This is a genomic window from Lysinibacillus sp. YS11, assembly GCF_002896375.1.
GTDB lineage: Bacteria > Bacillota > Bacilli > Bacillales_A > Planococcaceae > Lysinibacillus > Lysinibacillus capsici.
Window position 1 is genome coordinate 1,613,258 of record NZ_CP026007.1, and the last position, 20,393, is coordinate 1,633,650.

A 20,393-nucleotide genomic window follows, 5' to 3' on the forward strand; every position below is an offset into this window, starting at 1 on the left:
AACTACCTCCAAAATAATAGAATAATTGCTTGTTACATATAGTTAATATACGAGTGAAGTAAAGAAAAGTTTCATGGAAAATAAAAATAAGCCCACACATAAAAAAAGAGTCGTAATTGTCGACTCTTTTTAGGGTTGTTTCTATTATTCAGCTAACATAATTTTCTCAAGTTCTAACGGCTCAATATACTGATCACCTTTGTAAGCACGCATATTACCGCCTGAAATTTCATCGATTAATAAAATTTCATTCGTTTTCGCATCGCGGCCGAATTCTAATTTAATGTCATAAAGCGTTAAGCCTTTTTTAGCAAGCTCTGCCGCTACAAATTTGGAAATTTCAATTGTACGTTGTTTTAAAATGGCGTATTCTTCATGAGTTAACAGGTTTAACATCGCTAAAGCATCTTCAGAAATTGGAGGATCTAAACGATCATCATCTTTGATTGTTACTTCTACAAAGGAGTCTAAATCTTGTCCTTCCTTTACATAGGCACCATAACGGCGTAGGAACGAACCAACTGCCTTAAAGCGGCAAATCACTTCTAAACCGTTACCGAAAACAGTTGCCGGTTTTACTGTCATTGTTGCATCTTCAAAGTTAGCATCAACGAAATGAGTAGGAACTCCTTGTTCGTTTAATTTTGAATAAAAATAAGAAGTTAAACGTAAACCAGCCAAGCCAGCCCCATCAATTGTTAAACCAACAGTATTTGCACCTGGATCAAACACGCCGTTTTCTCCTGTAACATCGTCTTTAAATTTTAATAAATAATGACCATCTTCTAATTTGAACACATTTTTTGTTTTACCTGTATACAATAATTCCACAAAAAACCCTCCAATATTTTTCATAGTACTCTAAAATTATAACACGAATGTTCTAAATATTTAATGATAAAAATGTTCGTTTAAAACGTTTATTTTGATGTTTTATAACGGAATTGCAAATAAAAAATAAGGTGATAACGAATGTTCGTTACCACCTCGGTTGAAATTAAGAATATTCCGAAATCAAATCCTAGGAAACATTGAAAATAGAAGGTTATTAATAGACGCCTTCAGTAAGCATTCCATCTGCTACTTTGATAAAGCCAGCAATGTTTGCACCAACTACTAGGTTACCTGGGAAGCCATATTTTTCTGCTGCCGCTTTGCTGTCTGTATAAATATTTTTCATAATTTGATGAAGTTTCGCATCTACTTCTTCAAATGACCAAAATACGCGACTAGAATCTTGTGCCATTTCAAGAGCAGATACCGCAACTCCACCAGCATTCGCTGCTTTTGCTGGACCAAATAATACGCCTGCCTCTAGGAATTCATTGATTGCTTCAAGGTCTGATGGCATATTAGCACCTTCACCGATTGCTTTCACACCATTCGAAATTAATGTACGAGCTGACTCACCGTTAATTTCATTTTGCGTAGCACATGGTAGGGCAATATCACAAGGAATCGTCCAAATTCCTGTACAACCTTCTGTAAAAGTAGCATTTGGTCGGTAATTAACGTAAGTTGAGATACGGTCACCTTTTACTTCTTTAATTTCTTTGATAGCATCTAAATCTAAGCCCTCTGGATCGTAGATATAGCCTGAAGAGTCCGAGCAAGCAACCACTTTGGCACCATACTGTTGCGCTTTTTCAATCGCATACGTAGACACATTACCAGATCCAGAAACAACTACTGTTTTTCCTTCGAATGAGTCATTTGCATCCTTTAGCATTTCGTTCACAAAATAAACAGTACCGTAACCAGTTGCTTCTTTACGTGCTAAAGAGCCACCGTAGCCAGGAGTCTTACCAGTTAATACACCTGATTCATTTGCTTTTGTTAAACGCTTATATTGACCCCATAAATAACCTACTTCACGAGCACCTACGCCAATATCACCAGCAGGAACATCGACATCTGGACCAATATGACGGTATAATTCAGTCATGAATGCTTGGCAGAAACGCATAATTTCTGAATCTGATTTACCTTTCGGATCAAAGTTTGAACCACCTTTACCACCACCGATAGGTTGCCCTGTTAAAGCATTTTTAAAGATTTGCTCAAAGCCTAGGAACTTAATGATGGATTCATTTACGGAAGGATGGAAGCGAAGACCGCCTTTATATGGGCCCATGACATTGCTGTATTGTACACGATAGCCACGATTCACTTGCACTTGATTGTTATCATCTTGCCATGCTACACGGAAAGAAATAATACGATCTGGCTCCACAATACGAGATAAAATATTGGCCTTAATATATTCAGGATGTTGCGCGAATACAGGTACTAATGAGATGAAAATTTCTTCAGCTGCTTGTAAAAATTCCGCTTGATGACTATTCTGTTGTTTAAGTTGCTCAAATACGCCATCTACGTATTCTTTTGCTAATTGTTCATTGCTAACAGTTGTAATTGTCATAAATAAAACCCCCATTTAGTTGATAGATGTATCGTATATCTATTTTTCAAACTATTCAATAAAATACTTTTAAAGTTTGTGAAAAATTGAGCAAGAGAGGTTGTTTTAAAATTATATTAAAATAATTTAGTTCTAAGTGATTCATCTAATTACGAGAAAGGAATGATGCCTTATTGTGAAGGTTCTTATAGACGCTGATGCCTGTCCAGTAGTGGATTTAGCGCTATCTATATCATCTGAGTTTGAGATAGAAACTATCTTGTTTTGCGATACATCACATCGTGTTGAACGTGATAATGTAATAACAATTATTGTACCCAAAGGTCCAGATTCGGTTGATTTTACGCTAGTGAACGCGCTTTCAAAACACGATATTGTTATTACACAGGATTACGGATTAGCAGCCATGGTTTTAGCACGAGGAGGGTATCCGATTGATCAAAATGGACGAGAAATGTCTAATGAAAACATCGAACGTTTGCTCGATATGCGGCATGTTGGTCAAAAAATTAGAAGGGCAGGTGGACGAACAAAGGGACCTAAAAAAAGAACACAAGAAAACAATATTTCGTTTGAAATGAAATTTCGACAAATTTGTGAACGAGCAATTTTAGCCCATAAACTGGAGGAATCTACAGGTGAAAAATGAACATAAACACGAACTATTCGAACAATATCCGCAGTTGAACGAACTAGCAAAAAAGGCTACTGTATTGTGGGAAAATACAAATTGGATGAAAAATCCTGAAACAACGCTCTTTACTATGGCTGAAGTGGATGATGCGGAAGCAACATTACAACGTTTTTCTTCTTATTTAAAAGTAGCATTTCCAGAGCTTCTAGAAAGTGATGGTTTAATTGAATCAACGATTAAGGAAATTCCTGCAATGAAAAGTGCTATTGAACAAGCATATGATGTGGCGATTCCCGGCCAATTGCTTTTAAAATGTGATCATGCATTACCGATCTCTGGCTCGATCAAAGCACGTGGAGGAATTTATGAGGTATTAAAACATGCAGAAAGGCTAGCTTTGGCAAGTGGAAGACTTAAAGAAGTGGATGATTATGCAATTTTAGCAACAGAAGAATTTCAGTCGTTCTTCCAACAATATACGATTGCAGTAGGCTCTACGGGGAATTTAGGATTAAGTATCGGCATTATGGGCAAGAAGCTCGGCTTTAATGTCGTTGTACATATGTCGAGTGATGCCAAGGAGTGGAAAAAAGCCTTACTGCGTGAAAAGGGTGCGACAGTGATTGAATATGAAGCTGATTACAGTGTAGCTGTTGAGCAGGGGCGACAGGAAGCTGAGCAAGATCCAAAATGTCATTTTATTGATGATGAAAATTCTAAGGATTTATTTGCTGGCTATGCCGTAGCTGCCAAGCGTTTAAAGGAACAGCTAGAAAGGACGAATATTTCAGTGGATGAAGCACATCCATTGTTCGTCTATTTACCATGTGGCGTAGGTGGAGGACCAGGTGGTGTTGCCTATGGATTAAAAGAAATTTACGGTGAGCATGTGCATATTTTCTTTGCAGAACCTGTCGCTTCTCCTTGTATGACGATCGGGCTGATGACAGGCTTACATGATACAATTAGTGTAGAAGATATTGGCCTTGACAATCGAACAGAAGCGGATGGGTTAGCCGTTGGTCGTGCCTCCAAATTTGTAGGAAAAGTGATGGAGACGTATATAAGTGGTTGCTATACTGTATCAGATGAAGAGCTGTTTACATCTCTGGGATTAGCGATGGAAAGTGAAGGTTTATTTTTAGAGCCATCTGCACACGCAGGAATGTATGGAGCCATTCGTTTATTACAACAAGGTCAATCCTATCTAGAAAAGAACGCATTAGTAAACCATCTACCACAAGCCACACATCTTGTATGGGCAACTGGCGGTAGTATGGTCCCATCTACGATGCGAGCTGCTTATTTAGCAAAGGCCAAGGAATTTAATTAAAGACGATGTGAAGCTAGGTTTGGATGGAAGCTCGACCTCTATTAGTGATATCCCGCTCGAGCATGCAGTAAAGCATTCGAATAGTGAGATGACCCGCTCCAATAGGAGACCAAAGCGCTCACAAAATGTGTGGATCCGCTCAAACAGGGGTCTTAAGCTCTCAAAAAGTGAAGCAACCCGCTTAGATTAGCGTCCACAAACGCGTAACGCAATTTCAAGTTTAGTAGAAACAAAATCAAATTAAAAAACAGGTGGAGTCATTTTTCTCCACCTGTTTTTGCTGTTTAACGTTGTAGTGCTTTACGTTGTGCGACTAAGTATACTTCTTGTGCGGCAAGGACGCCTGCTCCTGGTTCGAAATCATAGGAGAAATCTTGTAGGGCAGCCTCAAGTAGGGAAACGGCTTGTAAAATGTCACTTGGGAAACAATAGCCCATATGGCCGAATCTAAAAATTTTACCCTGTAGTTGACCTAGACCGCCTGCGAAATCTAAATGATAGTGTTGCTTAAGATGCGTCAAAAATTCACCAAGATCAATTCCTTGAGGTGTTTTAATTGCTGTAATTGTTGGAGAAGCGTATTGATCTTCAGTTAATAGCTCCATGTGTAATGCTTTCATTGCATTTCGCACCATGTTTTTCATGAGGTCATGTCGGGCAACTGTTTGCGTAAAGCCACCTTCCTGTTCGATTAACTTACACACCTCATGCAGTCCATAAATCAGTGTGATAGCAGGTGTATTAGGAGTCATGCCCTTTTCCGCCCAGCTACGATAGCTTTGAAGATTTAAGTAATAAGCAGGTGTTTGATTTTCTTCAATGACTTCCCAAGCTCTTTCGCTTACGCTGACAAGAGAGAGTCCAGGTGGGAGCATCATGGCTTTTTGAGAGCCTGTCACCAGAATATCAATGCCCCAAGCATCCATTTCAGCAGGAACGCCACCAATACAGCTTACACCATCAACGATAACGAGGGCATCTGTTTCTTCACGGATCACCTGAGCTAGTTCAGCAACAGGGTTTAAAATACCTGTGGATGTTTCATTGTACGTCACAAAAACGGCTTTAATAGTTTGTAATGGCTGTAAAAATGCTCGAAGCTCTTCGGCTGTACAAGCCTGTCCCCATTCTTTTTCGAGCTTATGTACATGGAAGCCATATTGCTCACAGATTGAAACGAAATAGTCGCCAAAAGCTCCAACTGTGATGACGACAACCTCTTCACCAGCAGATACAGTATTAACAGCTGCAGCCTCAAGCGCGGCTGTCCCACCCGAAGGTAAAAGTAAGATGTCCTGTGTCGTACCGAAAACAGGCTTTACTAATTCAATTGTTTCTCGGTATAATTCTACAAATTCCTGACTACGATGACTAAAAATATCCCGATTCATCGCAAGCTGTACCTTTTTTGGAATCGGTGTTGGCCCCGGATGTCTTAAAATATTTTCATACATATTCATTTATCCCCTTTGCTAGAAATTCAAAATTTTCTAACTATAATAATAGCATATTTATGGTGCTAGCTAACTACTTTTTTGAAAAATGATGGAAGAGATTGTCATTGTGGTACAATTTTTAAAAAGGAGGCAGTGCGAATGGAAACATCCATGCATTATCCATTTATCTATTTCTTCTACGACACAAACCAGGTGCTAGTATATAGAATTCAAGCGTTAGAGTATATCACAATAGCAGAGGTGATGAGGGAGGGGGAATGGCAGGGGTATGAGCTTGAGCCATCTGAATCTTTTACAGCATTTCATCATGAACAAAGCACACCTCAGCAGGGATGGTCTTTCTTTATGGGGCAGGAAGAGCTCTATCAGTTGGTAGAAATTATTAATGATTATATTCAGCAGGTCATAACTACTGCTTCAGCACAGATGGTACATATTGTTTGCTCGGAATCTGCAGCAGGCTCCTTACGAGCGACACTTGCTCCACCGAAATATGTGATCGGGTTTCCAGAGGATTTGTCGATTGGACCTTTGTGGAAACTCGATGAAAAAAGAGGACAGGCATTCCGTGATGAGTGGCTAAGAGAAAATATTAATGATGGAATGGATGATTTTGTAAACCGAAATAAATTAATGAACACAATCAGAGAGATACAGGATATTCCAAGCAACCTGCAGATTTACATTTGGTGTGGGTACAATGCAGAAGAACAGTGTGGTATTAGATTTCTACTCTATTTATTACGTGATAAAGCCAATGAAGTTGTTCTTATCAACACAGGTGAACAGCGGGCTATCAACCATCAATGGAACATGGAAATGTATGATATAAAGCGAATGTCCGCAAAGGAGCGTCTAATTTTTCAGCAACAGTGGGAAAGTTTAGCACAGACAAAGGATGTTTGTCGTCTATGGCTACATCGACAAATTGAAGCAGTCCAAGAGAACTATTATGATAATTTGATTATGTCAACGATGGAACAACTTCATAAGGAGCAAGGGGGTACTGATTTTATACAAACAGGTGAATTCATCTCAGAGCTATTAACAAGAATGGATGCCCCCCCAAATATCTTCTTTTTAGAATATAGAATTCGCTATTTAGTATATAGCGGGGTTTTTGAATTAAAGGGAATTCCTAAATCCATGCACCATTACTCTGTGAAATTACGTAAAAAACCTCTTTAGCCTAAGGGCATAAAGAGGTTTTAAACAATTAAGCAACGAAAGGTCTGTTCATACGCATTAAGCCGTAGATGGCAAAGAACAATCCACCTGTTATTACCATTAAGATTGTGTATAATACTGCCTTACCTGTTTCGCCACACCAGCGGTAGAATAGGCGATACGTGAAATACAGTGTAAAGCCTGCCGCTCCTAAAGAAGCCAGAATACCGATAAATGGAATAAACGAAACAATGATCAATCCTGCATAAATAAGGGTATTTTTTAAAGCTGTTGCACGTATTGTTTCTCGAGTATCCCCACCAGCTGTCAGCAGGAAGAGACTATATACATTAATAATGGGAATCCAAGCAATATAGGCTACATCTCCAAAACCATTTGTTTTAGATGTCATAAAATAAATAAGTGCACTAATAATGTAGGCAATTAAACCAATAGCAAGAGCGGCTAGTATAAAGATAAAAAATAAACCACCCATGGCTGCATCTAAATCTGAGTAATAATAAGAATCATTATAGTCATAATTCATCAGAAAAACCTCCCTTCATATGAAAATACCTCCTAATCATAACAATCCTCAAATGTTAAAGCTACAACAATTTAGATGTAATATTTAGTAGAAATCGCACAAATGTACTAGAATGAAGTTGATTATTTAAGACTTTAATGATGATTTTTTGAGTGCCTTGTGATAAAAATGCAAAAAATATCCTCGGGAACATTATTATGCTAGTTTTTGAGAATCATTTTCCGTTTTATTAATTTCAAAAATTACGTACAAAAACATTACTATCCTATGATGGTAGTTGCACAAGAAATGCCACAAAAAATAAAAATAGCCATCTTAACTACATTGTAAGATGACTATTTTCACGTGTATTAAATGAATTTGGCGATGTGCTCAAGTTCAATGCGGGAAGAATTGTAAGCAGGTGCGGCTGCCTTACCAATGGCAATTAAAATAACTGGGACGATATGGTCAGCTAATTCAAAGCGTTGAGCAAAGGCTTCTTTATTAAATCCACCCATTGGCACTGTATCATAGCCCATGTCTTTAGCTAGTAGCATGATTTGCATGGAAATTAGACCAGCATCAAATGTAACGATATTTTTTAACACTTCTTGGGGAAGTTGAGAATATAGATTGATTGAGTTGTTAATCATTAAATCTTTTGTTGCCTCATTGATATAGCCAAGCTCGAAGTTCTTTGTATAGATGGCCTCGGCATTTTCGTACATCTTTGTATCACCTAAAACGGCAATAATTGCTGAGGAAGTTTCTACTTGTTCTTGGTTATTGGCAATAGCACGTAGCTCTTTTTTGACCGCTTCATCCTGAATTACTAAAAAGCGCCAAGGCTGTAGGTTACTAGACGATGGAGCAGACGTTGCTTCTACAAGTAATTCTTCTAATTGTTGCTGCGGTATTTTAAAATTTTCATCGTATTTACGAACGGATTTACGCTCGTGCATAACTTTAGTTAAAGAACTTTTTGTCACTGTCATTATTTTGTCTCCTTCATGGTATGATGCGTTTTTTACTATACGATAAATGAATTCATTTTCCAAGTAAATTGCTCGAATTAAAGAGTCTTGAAACTAGGATTTAAAAGTTACAAAAAAAACATATTTTTGTACGTATAATCCATTTATACTAGAGATGGAATAGAGCAATAATAATAGATATGGAGTGAAGGTGAATGAAAAAGCTATTAGGAAATTTAAATATTATGGCAAAAATCGCAATGCTTATTCCTGTCATCACTGTTTTTTTAGGTGGTATGACCTTCCTTAACTATTTGAACGTATCCAATGAACTTGAAAGCTCTATTGAAAATGAAATGTCTATACTAGCGGATGATGTTGCAGGTTCCGTTGAGAGCAAATTGCATGCACACATTCAGCTCATAAATAGTGCAAAGACAACAATAGAATCGGCTGACAGTATGATGACCAGAGAGCAATTTATTCGCTACGTACAGCAGCTATTGCCTTTCAATAAGGAAACGTATGGTATGGGATTATGGCTAGAGGAGGATGTGGCAAAAGGAGAGATTTTCGGGCCTTATGCCTATAAGGAAGAAGAAAAAATTGTCTCTACGGATGCTTATGAAGATCCTGCCTATCATTTTCACGAGCAAGAATGGTATCGCAATAGTATCCAATCTAATAAGGTAGTTCATACTGCACCTTATTTTGATGAAGCTCTTGGGGAAATGTTTATCTCATTTGGTACACAAATTGTCAAAGATTCTAAGCCCATTGGCGTTATTACAGGGGATTATGTATTAGATTCAATTCAATCCATTGTTTCTGACGTGAAAATTCGAGAGAGTGGTTATGCATTTATAATTGATGATAGTGGCAAAATTTTAACGCACCCTGATGTAAATAAAGTGAATAAAGAAACGATCCAGCAGTTGTTGAACATGCCTGTGGAGCAGATTTCTGATCAAAAAAAGTTAATACATACAAGCAGTCAGGGTAGTGATTTTACCTTACAATTTATGCAAATACAAGATATGCCGTGGAAGTTAGTTTTACTGGTTCCGACAACTGAGCTTTACGGCGAAATACAGGCAATGCTTCAACAGCAAATCGTGATCAGTGTCGTTCTAATTTTACTTATCGCAATTAGTATTTATTTCCTTGCTCGTTATATCCGTGGGGAAGTGAAAACAATGAATACTCATTTAGGCTATCTTGCTACAGGTGATTTAACGCAACAAATGGCCGTTCATACGAAGGACGAATTTGGTGAAATGGCGCAGTATTATAATGACTCTGTGGAAGCATTAGGTTCGATGATGCAGCGCATTGTAGCTGAAACCGAGACAGTTGCTTCTACTGCAGAGGAATTAACGGCAAGTGTGCAAGAGGTCAATAAAACTGTCACAGAAGTTGCGATTTCTATGCAAGAGGTGGCAGAAAATACGAGTTCACAACAACAGGTGAGTGGGGAGTTAGAGGGTGTAACAACACAACTAGGTGGGGATATGAAGACCGCCATGGACGATTTACATGAAGCTGTCCAACAATCACAAAAAACCTCTGAACTCGCTACTGGCGGATCACAAAAAATACATGGTTTCGTGAATGATATTGTCCACCTACATGCACAGGTTGACAGTAGTGCCAATCTGGTGAATGGGTTGAAGGAGCATTCGATTCAAATAGAGCAGATGAGTCAGCTCATTTCGGCTATTACCGACCAAACTAATTTACTATCACTTAATGCTGCCATTGAGGCAGCACGAGCAGGGGAAGCAGGGAAAGGCTTTGCCGTTGTTGCAGGAGAGGTTAAAGCACTGGCTGAACAAACTAGCCGTGCTTCGTTAGATATTGCAAAGGTTGTGCAGACGATTCAGGAACAAATGAATGACGCGGTAGAGATGATGGAGCAAAGTCGAAAAATAGCTCATCAAGGCATTGGCTCTGTTCAACAGGCAGGCATGACCTTCGATACAATTGCCAGTGCAACTGAAGGTCTCCAAAACACCATGCAAAAGACAAGCAAAACGACATCTGATGCTTTTGAAAAGTTGCAGGCAGTAACCGAAAAAGTACAGGAAATTAGCAAACAGGCACTTGCAACAAATGATCATACATTAAATGTATCGGCCATCACGGAGGAGCAGGCATCGACAATGAATGAGATGTCTGTAGCCTCAGAGCAATTAGCGCAACTTGCTCAAAATCTGCAAGAAGAAGCAACTAAATTCACGATTTAGTGCTAAGGTGTACATCTAGATTTAGGTGTACACCTTTTTAAGATCTAAATGAAAAAGCTTCCCATTTTACATTTTTCTTAGGTGCAGCCGATTTGAAATGCTTGATCATTTTTTCTGGTCCACATATATAAATACTAGTTTGTGGAGAAACGGATAACTCATTAACAGAGAGTCTATTGCGCTGTGTTGTATCAATAAATGTGACATTAAAATGGTCATTTGCTTGTGCATAATCCTCTAAAAAATCTTTGTAGATGACATTGTCTTGCCCGTGAAAAGAATAATATAAGTCAATTTTCTTATCAGGCTGCGTGTGTAAATAGGCAAGAAATGGGGTGATGCCCATACCACCTGCAATCCATAGCTGCTGTGCATTCCCCTTGCCGAAGTCAAAATGACCATAGGGGCCATCTACAGCAACCTCTGTATGAACCTGAATAAGGTTGTAGACCTGTTTGGTATAATCTCCAATAGCTTTCATTGTAAGATTGATTTGTTGTCCACACCCTCCAGAAATAGAGAAGGGATGTGGTGCTTTTTCGATACCCTCTTGAAAGACTTTCAGAAAGAGAAATTGTCCTGGTCGATAATCCAGCTGTTTTGTAAGCTTCAACTTAATTTCCAATATCTCAGGAGTCAGCCTTTGAATGGATGAAATCTGACCTTTATAGGGAAAGAACATATCCTGATACATTGTCAGCATATAAAGGGCTGACATAAATCCAATTGTAGTTGTTAATGCTGTAAAAATCCCTAAAGCTGAGGGTTGTAATAAATCATAGTTGCTAGAAAAATAAGCATGATAAATACCCAATGTATAGGGTACAAGTAATAAGCGATGAAGCCAGCGCCAATGCTCGTACTTCAGGAATTTTGCAATAAAGGCAAGAATGATTAGGAAGATAAAGCCGTATTGAGCAAGCTCGCCAAGATCTTTTGCGAATTCGTTGAGTGGTGTTTGTTGCGTTAGCTCTTCATCAGGAATCATTTTTTGTAATTGCCCGTGAATAAGAATCAATACAAGTGAAAGGATTGCTAGTAATTTATGATAAAAATAGACATGCTCAAGACCACCAAACCATTGCTCTAACATTTTTATTCGTGTAGCTAATAAGAATACAAGAAATAAACAAGTTATGGCTAAGCCACCAATGACATGACTAAGTGTGTTCAACGGATGAATCGGTGCCATCGGTTTGCTAAAATACCAAAGCAAAGCACTACCACACAAAATGATGAAAATAAAAAGTATTCCTTTATAGGCTCTCATATTTAACCTCCATCACTATGTTTATCCATAATTTAACTAGCTATACAATCAGAGTGGAAAAAGTTTCGAGCGTACGTTCGGAATGTATGTTCCCTTTTGTGTCGAATTATGTTACATTAAGAAGGAAAAAAAAGAGAAAAGGAGTGGAAGTAATTTATGCAAGGGAATACCCATATCGTTGGGGGCATTACAGCAAGTCTTGCCTTTGCTCAGTTTTCAAATGATAACCCACTTGTCTTAGTTGGTGCAGGGGTTATTGGTGCATTACTTCCAGATATTTGTCATAGAGGTAGTAAAATAGGTCGAACATTTCCCCTCATCGCGAAGCTAGTGACTACAGTATTTGGACATCGTTCCTTTACACATAGTTTGTTGTTTTTAATAAGCATGATGGTTTTATTACATATGTTAATTCCCTATCGAGCGATATCTATTGGAGTAATTATCGGGATGGCTAGTCATATCATACTTGATATGTGTACAAAAAAAGGGGTTAAACTATTTTTCCCTGCGACTGTCTCCATTCGTTTTCCACTTACAACGAAAACTGGTAGCAAGGTAGAAGGTATCGTACTGATGTTGTTATCGATGCTATCCATCTATTTCAGCTATGAATTAATTGTAAGATTTATTGATGCGATATAAATAAGAAAAGCCCCAGTAATCGTTTACTGGGGCTTTTCATGTTAGTCTGCCTGTACCTCTTCAACAGTTTGCTCTACCTCAGCACGAGTCATTTTTTCTCGTCCTTCTTGCATTGCCTTTAGTGTTTTGTGCGCTAAGGCAAGTGGTAGGCGACAGAATAGCAGAATAGTACGTTTATTGATATCCTTCATATATAAATCTGCTTTGGCTAAATTTTCTTCTGCATACGCAAATAAATCCTCGCGTGTCCATCCCTCTGGTACGAAACTTACACCACGTTCATCTAAATCCTCATGCTGATTACGTAAGATGTTGACAGCCTGCAATCCACGGCCATAGCCTATTGCTAGCTCGCGATCCGTTTGAACGCCTGCACCCCATGCCCAAAGCTCAGACAGCATCGTCCCTACAAGCCCAGCCACGTAGTATGTATAATCGTCTAAATCCTCACGTGTGCGGACCTGCCAATTCGCCTTTGCCCATTTTGCCATCCCAAAAGCCATTTCACTTGTGGAAGCCTGTACAATTTTTCTGGATTCCTCAGGGCAAAATGTCAGCCAATCTGCTAAACGAAGGGATACTTCAGGTAATAGCTCTGCATAAGGTGCAAGTAATGACTGATAGGCTTCGTTATTGAAATTGTCCTTTAGTAATTCACTCGTAGCTGACAGTAAATCAAATTTTACATCATTAGAAAGTTCTTCATGGTCTTCAATTTCATCAATAGCACGCATTGCTAAATAGGCTGCAGCCACTGATATCTTTAAATCATTTTTTAAAAATGTAATAGGTATATAAAACGTGCGGCTTGTATCTTTCAAAACCTGCATCGCTTCTTTGTAAAGTCTTTTTTGCTCGTTCACTTGTATTCCTCCGTTCAAATGGTTCCACATCTATAGTATATCGTATCGTAAAAATAGGGAAAGATAAAACAGATTGTTCATATTTAGAGAGATATTCTTTGAAAACGTTTCCTAAAAGTGATATAGTTTAATAGTAAACTATTTAAGTTTATACTTTCTTTGTGGACGAAAGTATAAGTTAAACCACATTACAGAAGAGAGGAAGTTTAGAAAAATGGGACGTTTAGATAACAAAATTGCGATGATTACTGGTGGCGCATCTGGTATGGGTGCAGCAATGGCGAAATTGTTTGCCCAAGAGGGTGCTACGGTAATTGCAGCTGATATTAATGAAGATAACCTAGCAAAAATTTCTGAGCTTGACCATGTAGAGGGGATGAAATTAGATGTTTCCTCTGACGAAAACTGGGCAGAAGTGACGAAAGCCATTGTGGAGAAATATGGTCGCATTGATATTTTAATTAACAATGCTGGTATTTCATCCGAAAAAGGGCCAGATCAAATTACACAAGCGGATTGGTCAATCATGCATAATATCAATGCCTTTGGACCTTTCCTGGGCATTAAACATGCCTCTAACTATATGAAAGAAGCTGGGAAAGGCTCTATCGTTAATACATCCTCTTACACTGCAATTATTGGCGCTGGCTTTAATGCCTATACAGCCTCTAAAGGATCTTTACGTGCGATTGCTCGTGCAGCGGCATCCGAGCTTGGTGCTTTCAATGTTCGTGTCAATACAGTATTCCCTGGTGTCATTGAAACACCAATGACTGCTAAATTATCAGAAGCAAAAGAAGCAATGGATATGTTAGTAAGAGCAACACCAATGGGTCGCCTTGGTCAACCAGAAGAAGTAGCGAATGCTATTTTATTTTTAGCATCTGATGAAGCTTCTTACATTACAGGTGCCGAGCTTGTCATTGATGGTGGCTATTCAGCACGCTAATTAATCGTTTTAGGAAAGTGAAAGTGCCTGTTCAAGCAGTGCATTTTCACTTTTTTTTACATTTCAAGATTTAAATAGTGGAACGTCCGATTTGGACTCTCCCATCACTATTTCATGAACCACCCAAAGCGCCTTAATATGATAGGCATCGTGCATAGCTAATCTCTTCATTTCAAGCACTAATGAGTGCTCTCCTGGAATCTGTTTATATAAATCTTCATATTCCGCTTTAGAATATTCGTTAAATTTCAAAAACAGCATTATGCTTTAACAAAGCTTTATTTTTTTAGTAGAATGATAATAAAGCTTTAGAAATGCATTAAAATTCAGCTATCATATAGAAAAAATTTGATATTTTCCATGATTTTTTCATGAAAGTTTACGAAGTTATTGCACAATCATTTCAACAGCGTTAAAGTTTAGAAAGGGCGAAAATGTCATTACACAATTTGGGGGATTGTACTGAGCGTTTAGCTTTTGTACGAACAAATTAATTGGTCAGGATTTTGGCACACAAAACTCCTTGCAAAATCCTTCGTACCAAAGAGGGCATGTACTTTAATAGTTGCCTTAATCTTCGCGTAAACTGCAATCATTATATGACAAAGTTGCGTAATAAAAACAAAGGAGAATTGTATGCCAAAGGCTATAGGTATTGATGCAGGCGGCACATTGACAAAGGTTGCTTATTTAGATCAACACAATGAACTTGTTTTAACAACCTTTCCGTCTAATGATCTGCAATCTGTAAAAAAATGGATTATCGATCATCCAGATATTGAGGATATTGGTGTTACGGGGGGACGTACAGAGCAATTACTTGATGTCATTAAAACAATGAAATCGATTCATTATATAGTGGAATTTGAAGCAACATTAAAGGGTGTCCGATTTTTACTAAATAAAGAAGGCTACTTTTTTGAGCGTAGCATGATTACCAATATCGGGACAGGCACTTCCATTCATTACATGGAGGGCAATACCCATATTCGCGTTGGCGGGACAGGTGTTGGTGGTGGGACGTTAATTGGATTGTCAGCGCTTACAACAGGGATTACAGATTACAATGAAATACGAGAAATGGCTGACAAGGGCCATCGTGAGAGCATTGATTTATTAGTTAAGGACATTTATCAGGGCATGGATACACCTATTGATGGTCATTTAACTGCAAGTAATTTTGGGAAAGTAGGCATTACCCAGTCCATGAAACATCCTGCAGAGGATATTATAGCGACTGTTCAGGGTCTAGTAGGTGAAGTTATTACCACGCTTAGCATTCAATATGCGGAAGAAAAAAAGGCTCAGCATATTGTCTATATTGGATCAACTCTCAGCAATAATGCTCATCTTGCCCGTGTGATTGCAAATTATACACGTACGAAAAAGCATACACCTGTCTTTATTAACGATCATGGTTTTTCAGGCGCTGTCGGAGCATTGCTCAACATCACAGAATATACAATTGTCTAGGGCGAAATATGAATGAACATGACTAATACATATTAGTCATGTTCATTTTTTTACAATTAGCGAAGAAACTGACCTACATAGTAACGCCTCAATTTGAACAAATTATGTGCAGGAGGTGATGTTACGTGGGGAAACGTAATAATCGAAATAACAGTAAAACCATGAATATGCGAACGCATAATCCATTTGGTACCTACAAAAGTAAGGATCTTGATCGAAGTAATAGCAATAACAACAATCCGAATGACAACTTAAACGAAGAATTCGCAGCAGAATTTGATGCAAAAGCTAAAAATAAAAACAATAAAACGAATCATGATAAAAACCAGCAGTCCAATAAAACGAAATAACGGAGGTACAAATCATGGCAAAGAAGAGAAAAACAAGCTTTAAAAAGAAAAAGAAGGAAGATACACATAAAAGGAATGATCGTGAAGAGTACTCAGCAGAGTTTAACCAAGTCATTCATAATAACCCTCAACAGCCAAAGCAATAAAGACAAGCTGCTCCAAAGCTTTTTGGAGCGCTTATTTTTTAAAAGGAGTGATTCAAGTGCGGAAGTTATATTTACTTGGGATTGTGCTTGTTTGTCTTACTGTGTTCATACAAACAGCAATGGTCGCAAATGCACAACAAGAAACACCTCCAGCCTATGCCAAATGGGGACAAATGGCCATCAAAGAGGTAAAGGCAAAATATCCTTCAGCCAAAATTATCGATTATTTGCATGAGGGTAGAGAAGTACATGGGGCGTCAACAATCGAAAAGTTTAAGCTCTGGCTCAAGCAACCCGATAAGGAATTTGGTGTCTATGTAAGGATTAGTTATCAAAGTGCAACACAAAAGGTAGAAAAAATTGAATTACAAGAAAGCACGTCATGAAAAAAAGGATGCCCAGAAAAGGCATCCTCATTCATTTAATTTTCAAGCTTTTGAATAAACGCACGCATCAAGCCTGGTAAATCAGGCCATGCATGTCCACTTACTAAATTGCCATCTGTATGAAGATTGGCATCAATATAAGTAGCGCCAGCCACTTGCACCTCTGGCTTGCAAGCAATATAGGCTGTCAACTCACGTCCTTTTAGCACTTCAGGAATCGTTGCGAAAATTTGTGCTGCATGACAAACGGCTGCAATCGGTTTATTCGTTTCGAAAAAGTGGGATACGAGTGGTGGCACATGCTCATTTAAACGAATGTATTCGGGCGCACGACCACCAGGAATAATCAATCCATCAAAATGGGTTGGATCAACATCAGCAAAAGAAGCATGTGCCTCTAAACCATAGGCAGGTCGCTCGATGTATGTATCGACGCCATCTACAAAGTCGTGTAGTACAGTTTGTAATTTCTTAGCTGATGGTGCTGCAATTGTGACATCATAGCCTGCCTCAAGACAACGATAATAAGGATAAAAAATCTCTAAAGCCTCTACGGCATCTCCTGCAAGTATTAAAACTTTTTTCCCCATGATTCCATCTCCTTTACATTGTAAGTTTATTAACTTTTATTCGACACATGCAAAAAATTTCCTGCTGCTGGTCAAGCCATCTTGGCAAATTACTTCCTTTACAAAGAAAAAAATGAAGCGTATAGTATTTATTTAGCTAGGTAAATAATTTTAGGAGGTTGATAGTGATGAATCCAATTTTCCATGCTTTATTCCAAAAAAATCGCTATTTAACTAATTGCTTAAATGAAGTGCTGAAACAGCATCATTTATATAGTTCTCAGTGGACCATTTTATATTGCTTACATAAAAATGGACCGATGACATTGACGCAAATTTGGAAATATTTAAATGTGGAAGCGCCAAGTATCACCAGAGCGATTACAAGGCTTGAGGCATTGGGCTGGGTACAACGATTAGATGGTGAGGATAAACGAGAAAAGATAGTGACTTTATCCACACAAGCAGAGGAGCGCCTACCAGCCATTACAGCGACTATTCGAGCGTTTGAGGAGGAAATGGTAGGTTCTTTAACTGCTGAAGAACAAGAGCAATTTCTGAAGCTATTGGAAAAAATGAAAGGTTGATGGACATGCAGCAAGAAGAGAATACACAAATATGGACGAAGCGTTTCATTAGTCTATTTTTAACGAATATCTCAGTTTTTTTTGTATTTTATGGACTTGTAACGACTTTGCCGCTTTATGCAATAGGGGAGCTACATCAGACAGATAAGGAGGCAGGGCTTCTATTGTCTGGCTTTTTATTGTCAGCTATTATTGTACGCCCGTTTTCAGGAAAACTGTTGGATGTATTTGGTAAGAAAAAACTGTTAGTCCTCTCAATCGTGGGCTATTTTATATGTACCGTCTTATATTTATTTATTCATCCATTCGGCCTTTTACTTGGTCTACGTTTTATACAAGGGATTTTCTTTAGTATTATTACAACAGCTGCAGGATCTTTAGCAGCTGATATCGTTCCAGCTAAACGAAAAGGAGCAGGCCTTGGCTATTTCACGATGTCTACAAATCTAGCTGTCGTTATTGGTCCATTTATCGGACTATTATTAATACAATATAGTACCTTTAACGTATTGTTCATCGTTATGAGTATCTGTATTCTAGCAGGAGGAATTCTAGCGTTAACGGTCAATACTGATGATTTACCGAAACCTGCACATGAAGGAAAACTAACCTTTAAATTTGATGATTTGTTTGAGCGAAAAGCGTTACCTGTTGCTGCGATTGCTAGTTTAGTAGCCTTTTCGTATGCCAGTGTTTTATCCTTTTTATCGGTTTATGCACAGCAAAAGGATTTAATGGCTGTGGCCAGTCTTTTTTATGCGGTGTTTGCTGCATCCATGTTAATTACGCGTCCGTACACAGGTAAACTTTATGATACGAAGGGACCACAATTTGTTATTATTCCCGGCATTATCTCCTTCGCCATCGGGCTCGTTATGCTCGCTTTTGTAGAGGGGCCCGTATTATTTTTGAGTGCTGCAATTTTTGTAGGTTTCGGCTATGGTGCTGTGACGACAAGCTTGCAAGCATTAGCCGTTCAATCCACAGCCATCCAGCGAAGTGGTTATGCTACAGCAACCTATTTTACGATGTTTGACCTTGGAATCGCACTAGGTTCTTATATTTTAGGAATGGTAGCCGTGCAGGCAGGCTATGCTTCAGTTTACTTGTCAGGTGCAGGCTTACTAGGGGTTGTCTTTATTATTTATCTATTACGACTTGCAAAGATGAAACCGAAAAAAATAGTGAATATATAGTAAAACAGTTGGGCCTGTCCCAACTGTTTTTATGATTATAGGCAATCATGTAGCGTGGCCGTTTTAGACCAAAATATGGTATAATAAGAGAGTAACTAGATAGAGGTTTCATGGGCGGTTGGCACAATATTAACCTATCTCATTCAACTTATGGAAGAGAAAGGAGTTGATGCCTTTGACTATTTTTGAAGCAATAATGGTTGCGATAAGTCTTTCAACACTTATTGTTTCTGTACTTGCATTGTCATTTACTTTTACACAAAAAAAGTAAACCGCCCCTGCCTCGCCAGCATGTGAGATGGTTTACTTTCATCACTTTGCAAATCGCCTTTGAAGCGATTCATCTTGTTACTAGGACCATTGGTGTTCCAGCACCAATGGTCTTATTTACTTATATACATCTTCACTAAGAATTATAACATGGATAAACGGTTTTTTTCAAATAATGTAAATTTAATTGTCATTGACTACAATGATTTTTGGGAAACAAAATATATGGAACCTAAATGGCTTGAGTGGGCAAAACAGCCACAATCAATTGCACAGGCAGGACTAACTTATTCGAAGGATATTTATGACTTGGAAAGGGTTTGAATCATTAAGAGAAATAAGCGTTGACATTATAGCACACCATACAGATATCGATAAGACAGTTATACGTGATTTATTTGCTAATGAGACGGGTTATGCGACCCCCAAAATAGATATTCGGGCGGTGGTTTTTAGGGACAATAAAATATTAATGGTTAAAGAAAAAATGGATGGTGATTGGTCATTACCAGGTGGCTGGGGCGACATCGGCTTTACACCTAGTGAAGTAGCCATCAAAGAAACGAAAGAAGAATCGGGATTTGATGTAAAAGCAATCAAACTCATAAGTGTATTTGATAAGAAGTGCCACCCTCAGCCACCATCTCTCTACCATGTCTATAAAATGTTTATCCAATGTGAAATCATTGGAGGACGTGCAGAAGAAGGCATGGAAACTAACGCTGTTGCGTTCTTAGCTGAAAATGAACGCCCTCTCTATCAATGGCTAGAAATACCGAATCACAAGTAAAATTAGCTTTTGGTCATTTAAATAATCTACATTTACCTACCTATTTTGATTGAAATCTCAAGCTGAATAATATGAATTGTATATTTGACGATTAAAGGAGAGCCGCTCAAACCAGCTCTCCATTTTTTATGTATTCT

The 20,393-nt window shown here is 38.3% G+C and carries 20 protein-coding genes and 1 pseudogene; 13 read left to right on the forward strand and 8 right to left on the reverse strand.

Annotation, left to right across the window (positions count from 1 at the left end; translation table 11 throughout):
* Nucleotides 1-144: 144 nt before the first annotated feature.
* On the reverse strand, nucleotides 145-831 hold the full coding sequence (locus LBYS11_RS07640; RefSeq protein ID WP_004269355.1) for a phosphoribosylaminoimidazolesuccinocarboxamide synthase: 687 nt from the start codon (nucleotides 829-831) through the stop codon (nucleotides 145-147).
* A 217-nt stretch (nucleotides 832-1,048) separates the two neighbouring features.
* On the reverse strand, nucleotides 1,049-2,422 hold the full coding sequence (gene gdhA, locus LBYS11_RS07645) for an NADP-specific glutamate dehydrogenase (protein WP_004269356.1): 1,374 nt from the start codon (nucleotides 2,420-2,422) through the stop codon (nucleotides 1,049-1,051).
* 175 nt (nucleotides 2,423-2,597) lie between these two features.
* Here gdhA and LBYS11_RS07650 point away from each other — a divergent pair, with 175 nt between their 5' ends.
* A complete protein-coding gene (locus LBYS11_RS07650; RefSeq protein ID WP_004269357.1) occupies nucleotides 2,598-3,071 on the forward strand; it encodes a YaiI/YqxD family protein in 474 nt (157 codons plus the stop codon).
* A complete protein-coding gene (locus LBYS11_RS07655) occupies nucleotides 3,061-4,389 on the forward strand; it encodes a D-serine ammonia-lyase (protein WP_103117774.1) in 1,329 nt (442 codons plus the stop codon). The genes LBYS11_RS07650 and LBYS11_RS07655 overlap by 11 nt, the downstream gene beginning before the upstream one ends.
* A 284-nt stretch (nucleotides 4,390-4,673) precedes the next feature.
* On the opposite strand, the gene LBYS11_RS07660 is transcribed toward LBYS11_RS07655, so the two are convergent.
* Nucleotides 4,674-5,843, reverse strand: a complete 1,170-nt coding sequence (locus tag LBYS11_RS07660) for a pyridoxal-phosphate-dependent aminotransferase family protein (protein WP_103117775.1) — start codon at nucleotides 5,841-5,843, stop codon at nucleotides 4,674-4,676.
* Between the two features lie 141 nt (nucleotides 5,844-5,984).
* On the opposite strand from LBYS11_RS07660, the gene LBYS11_RS07665 reads away from it, so the two are divergent.
* Nucleotides 5,985-7,034 carry a DUF1835 domain-containing protein gene (locus LBYS11_RS07665; protein WP_103117776.1) on the forward strand — a complete coding sequence of 350 codons (1,050 nt, stop codon included), beginning with the start codon at nucleotides 5,985-5,987 and terminating at the stop codon, nucleotides 7,032-7,034.
* A gap of 28 nt (nucleotides 7,035-7,062) precedes the next feature.
* Here the strand turns inward: LBYS11_RS07665 and LBYS11_RS07670 are convergent, their stop codons facing one another.
* Complete coding sequence (locus tag LBYS11_RS07670; protein WP_004269361.1) at nucleotides 7,063-7,560, reverse strand: hypothetical protein; 498 nt, start codon at nucleotides 7,558-7,560, stop codon at nucleotides 7,063-7,065.
* 350 nt (nucleotides 7,561-7,910) lie between these two features.
* Complete coding sequence (locus LBYS11_RS07675) at nucleotides 7,911-8,537, reverse strand: nitroreductase family protein (protein WP_054550798.1); 627 nt, start codon at nucleotides 8,535-8,537, stop codon at nucleotides 7,911-7,913.
* Nucleotides 8,538-8,731: 194 nt separating this feature from the next.
* Here LBYS11_RS07675 and LBYS11_RS07680 point away from each other — a divergent pair, with 194 nt between their 5' ends.
* Nucleotides 8,732-10,762, forward strand: a complete 2,031-nt coding sequence (locus tag LBYS11_RS07680) for a methyl-accepting chemotaxis protein (protein ID WP_103117777.1) — start codon at nucleotides 8,732-8,734, stop codon at nucleotides 10,760-10,762.
* 37 nt (nucleotides 10,763-10,799) lie between these two features.
* Here the strand turns inward: LBYS11_RS07680 and LBYS11_RS07685 are convergent, their stop codons facing one another.
* Complete coding sequence (locus LBYS11_RS07685; protein ID WP_233732553.1) at nucleotides 10,800-11,954, reverse strand: ferredoxin reductase family protein; 1,155 nt, start codon at nucleotides 11,952-11,954, stop codon at nucleotides 10,800-10,802.
* Between the two features lie 234 nt (nucleotides 11,955-12,188).
* Between LBYS11_RS07685 and LBYS11_RS07690 the strand changes: the two genes are divergently transcribed.
* On the forward strand, nucleotides 12,189-12,677 hold the full coding sequence (locus LBYS11_RS07690; protein ID WP_048390054.1) for a metal-dependent hydrolase: 489 nt from the start codon (nucleotides 12,189-12,191) through the stop codon (nucleotides 12,675-12,677).
* Between the two features lie 41 nt (nucleotides 12,678-12,718).
* Here the strand turns inward: LBYS11_RS07690 and LBYS11_RS07695 are convergent, their stop codons facing one another.
* Nucleotides 12,719-13,540, reverse strand: coding sequence for a squalene/phytoene synthase family protein (locus LBYS11_RS07695; RefSeq protein ID WP_082148098.1), 822 nt, complete (start codon nucleotides 13,538-13,540; stop codon nucleotides 12,719-12,721).
* 214 nt (nucleotides 13,541-13,754) lie between these two features.
* Here LBYS11_RS07695 and LBYS11_RS07700 point away from each other — a divergent pair, with 214 nt between their 5' ends.
* The 5 genes from LBYS11_RS07700 (at nucleotide 13,755) to LBYS11_RS07720 (ending at nucleotide 16,844) form a co-directional block, all read left to right on the forward strand.
* Nucleotides 13,755-14,489: an SDR family NAD(P)-dependent oxidoreductase gene (locus LBYS11_RS07700; RefSeq protein ID WP_004269367.1), complete on the forward strand. Its 735-nt coding sequence runs from the start codon at nucleotides 13,755-13,757 to the stop codon at nucleotides 14,487-14,489.
* A 636-nt stretch (nucleotides 14,490-15,125) separates the two neighbouring features.
* The gene (coaW, locus tag LBYS11_RS07710; protein WP_036076313.1) at nucleotides 15,126-15,962 is read left to right on the forward strand and encodes a type II pantothenate kinase; all 837 of its coding nucleotides are present in this window, start codon (nucleotides 15,126-15,128) and stop codon (nucleotides 15,960-15,962) included.
* A gap of 125 nt (nucleotides 15,963-16,087) precedes the next feature.
* Nucleotides 16,088-16,312 (forward strand): hypothetical protein, encoded by a 225-nt coding sequence (locus LBYS11_RS07715; protein ID WP_004269369.1) that lies wholly within the window; start codon nucleotides 16,088-16,090, stop codon nucleotides 16,310-16,312.
* Nucleotides 16,313-16,326: 14 nt separating this feature from the next.
* Nucleotides 16,327-16,458 (forward strand): hypothetical protein, encoded by a 132-nt coding sequence (locus tag LBYS11_RS23940; protein ID WP_255409656.1) that lies wholly within the window; start codon nucleotides 16,327-16,329, stop codon nucleotides 16,456-16,458.
* Nucleotides 16,459-16,514: 56 nt separating this feature from the next.
* Complete coding sequence (locus LBYS11_RS07720) at nucleotides 16,515-16,844, forward strand: DUF3889 domain-containing protein (RefSeq protein ID WP_103117780.1); 330 nt, start codon at nucleotides 16,515-16,517, stop codon at nucleotides 16,842-16,844.
* 35 nt (nucleotides 16,845-16,879) lie between these two features.
* Here the strand turns inward: LBYS11_RS07720 and LBYS11_RS07725 are convergent, their stop codons facing one another.
* Nucleotides 16,880-17,434, reverse strand: coding sequence for a DJ-1/PfpI family protein (locus LBYS11_RS07725; protein WP_103117781.1), 555 nt, complete (start codon nucleotides 17,432-17,434; stop codon nucleotides 16,880-16,882).
* A 167-nt stretch (nucleotides 17,435-17,601) separates the two neighbouring features.
* Here LBYS11_RS07725 and LBYS11_RS07730 point away from each other — a divergent pair, with 167 nt between their 5' ends.
* The 3 genes and pseudogenes from LBYS11_RS07730 (at nucleotide 17,602) to LBYS11_RS07740 (ending at nucleotide 20,309) form a co-directional block, all read left to right on the forward strand.
* Nucleotides 17,602-18,000, forward strand: coding sequence for a MarR family winged helix-turn-helix transcriptional regulator (locus LBYS11_RS07730; RefSeq protein WP_004269373.1), 399 nt, complete (start codon nucleotides 17,602-17,604; stop codon nucleotides 17,998-18,000).
* Nucleotides 18,000-19,196 carry an MFS transporter gene (locus LBYS11_RS07735; protein ID WP_103117782.1) on the forward strand — a complete coding sequence of 399 codons (1,197 nt, stop codon included), beginning with the start codon at nucleotides 18,000-18,002 and terminating at the stop codon, nucleotides 19,194-19,196. The genes LBYS11_RS07730 and LBYS11_RS07735 overlap by 1 nt, the downstream gene beginning before the upstream one ends.
* A gap of 495 nt (nucleotides 19,197-19,691) precedes the next feature.
* Nucleotides 19,692-20,309, forward strand: a pseudogene (locus LBYS11_RS07740) (NUDIX hydrolase).
* The last annotated feature ends 84 nt before the right edge of the window (nucleotides 20,310-20,393 follow it).

What these genes read in the sequence shown, in the direction of transcription:
- gdhA (WP_004269356.1), bottom strand. Translation starts at nt 2,422, where the DNA reads ATGACAATTACAACTGTTAGCAATGAACAATTAGCAAAAGAATACGTA.
- LBYS11_RS07660 (WP_103117775.1), bottom strand. Translation starts at nt 5,843, where the DNA reads ATGTATGAAAATATTTTAAGACATCCGGGGCCAACACCGATTCCAAAA.
- LBYS11_RS07665 (WP_103117776.1), top strand. Translation starts at nt 5,985, where the DNA reads ATGGAAACATCCATGCATTATCCATTTATCTATTTCTTCTACGACACA.
- LBYS11_RS07670 (WP_004269361.1), bottom strand. Translation starts at nt 7,560, where the DNA reads ATGAATTATGACTATAATGATTCTTATTATTACTCAGATTTAGATGCA.
- LBYS11_RS07675 (WP_054550798.1), bottom strand. Translation starts at nt 8,537, where the DNA reads ATGACAGTGACAAAAAGTTCTTTAACTAAAGTTATGCACGAGCGTAAA.
- LBYS11_RS07680 (WP_103117777.1), top strand. Translation starts at nt 8,732, where the DNA reads ATGAAAAAGCTATTAGGAAATTTAAATATTATGGCAAAAATCGCAATG.
- LBYS11_RS07685 (WP_233732553.1), bottom strand. Translation starts at nt 11,954, where the DNA reads ATGGCACCGATTCATCCGTTGAACACACTTAGTCATGTCATTGGTGGC.
- LBYS11_RS07690 (WP_048390054.1), top strand. Translation starts at nt 12,189, where the DNA reads ATGCAAGGGAATACCCATATCGTTGGGGGCATTACAGCAAGTCTTGCC.
- LBYS11_RS07700 (WP_004269367.1), top strand. Translation starts at nt 13,755, where the DNA reads ATGGGACGTTTAGATAACAAAATTGCGATGATTACTGGTGGCGCATCT.
- coaW (WP_036076313.1), top strand. Translation starts at nt 15,126, where the DNA reads ATGCCAAAGGCTATAGGTATTGATGCAGGCGGCACATTGACAAAGGTT.
- LBYS11_RS23940 (WP_255409656.1), top strand. Translation starts at nt 16,327, where the DNA reads ATGGCAAAGAAGAGAAAAACAAGCTTTAAAAAGAAAAAGAAGGAAGAT.
- LBYS11_RS07725 (WP_103117781.1), bottom strand. Translation starts at nt 17,434, where the DNA reads ATGGGGAAAAAAGTTTTAATACTTGCAGGAGATGCCGTAGAGGCTTTA.
- LBYS11_RS07730 (WP_004269373.1), top strand. Translation starts at nt 17,602, where the DNA reads ATGAATCCAATTTTCCATGCTTTATTCCAAAAAAATCGCTATTTAACT.
- LBYS11_RS07735 (WP_103117782.1), top strand. Translation starts at nt 18,000, where the DNA reads ATGGACATGCAGCAAGAAGAGAATACACAAATATGGACGAAGCGTTTC.